This window comes from Streptomyces sp. NPDC004667, from assembly GCF_040609475.1.
GTDB lineage: Bacteria > Actinomycetota > Actinomycetes > Streptomycetales > Streptomycetaceae > Streptomyces.
Genome location: NZ_JBEXKC010000278.1, coordinates 1 through 1110, shown reverse-complemented (window position 1 = coordinate 1110; position 1110 = coordinate 1). Strand labels below are relative to the sequence as shown.

The following is a 1110-nucleotide window of genomic DNA, read 5'->3' as shown; positions in this document are numbered from 1 at the left end:
GCGGTCGGCGTCGACGCCGTCCGCGATCCGGGCGAAGTTCGGACGGCTCTCGCAGCAGGGAACCGAGTCGTCCCCCAGGGGGCGCAGGTCGCCGTGCCCGCCGGTCTGGGAGAGCGCCTTTCCGCCATGGACGAGCCGGGGGCCGAGCGCCAGCCCTTCGGCCAGGGCGCGGGCCATGCCGTGGTCGGCGCCGCCCACGTCGCGGACGGTCGTGAAGCCGCGGCGCAGCATCCGTTCGGCCTCCGCCAGGGCCCGGACGGTCAGGTATCCGGGGGTCCAGGACGCGATGGCGGGCAGGTCGAGGGAGGTGACCAGCAGATGGACGTGGGCGTCGATCAGGCCGGGCAGCACGGTCGCGCCGGCGGCGTTGAGTACCCGCACGTCGTTCTGCCCGAGGCCGGGCGGGCGGCCGGTGCCGGTGGCGGCGATCCGGCCGTCGGCGACCTCGATCCAGGCCAGGTCGGTACGGGTGCCGGTCTCGGGGTGGAGCAGGTGCGCGTCGGTGATCAGCAGTCGGCTCATGGTGGTGGTGTCTCTCTCACGTTGTTTCAATACGACCTGTATTGAATACACCATGTATTGTGTTGGTGTGAATTCCTCCCCGGCCGAACCCGCGGCGCCCCGGCCTCCGCGGCGCCGCGTCCACACCAGAGCCCGCATCCTGTCTGCGGCGAGCGAGCTGTTCCTGTCCGCGGGGTACGCGCGGACGAGCATCGAGGACATCTGCACTGCCGCCGGCTACACACGTGGGGCCTTCTATTCGAACTTCGCCACCAAGGAGGACCTGCTGCTGGCGCTCTTCGACGAGCAGGCTGCCGGGCGAATGGCCGAGCTGGAGCGGTTGGCCACAGCGGCCGAACAGCTGGGGCCCGGGGAACGGGCGCGGCGGCTGGTCGAGGCGCTGCTGCGGGTCGAGGATCCCGAACGCGGGTGGATCCTGCTCTTCCTGGAGTTCCGCCTGTTGGCCGCCCGTACGCCCGGGCTCGCCGAGCGGGTGGCCGCGCACGACCGCACGGTGACGGCGGCGGTGGCGGTCCTGCTGGAACGGGTCCTGCCGGAGTTGGTACCGGCCGGGGCCGCTGCCGAGCAGGCCGCCGAGGTGGTCCTGGC

The 1110-nt window shown here is 72.3% G+C and carries 2 protein-coding genes; one reads left to right on the top strand and one right to left on the bottom strand.

Going from position 1 to position 1110, the window contains the following annotated elements:
* A partial coding sequence (locus ABZW32_RS40040) for an amidohydrolase family protein (RefSeq protein WP_356225867.1) occupies positions 1-522 on the bottom strand: 522 nt, incomplete at its 3' end.
* 67 nt (positions 523-589) lie between these two features.
* Here ABZW32_RS40040 and ABZW32_RS40035 point away from each other — a divergent pair.
* Positions 590-1110, top strand: a 521-nt coding sequence (locus ABZW32_RS40035) for a TetR/AcrR family transcriptional regulator (protein ID WP_356225865.1), incomplete at its 3' end; no start/stop codon positions are given.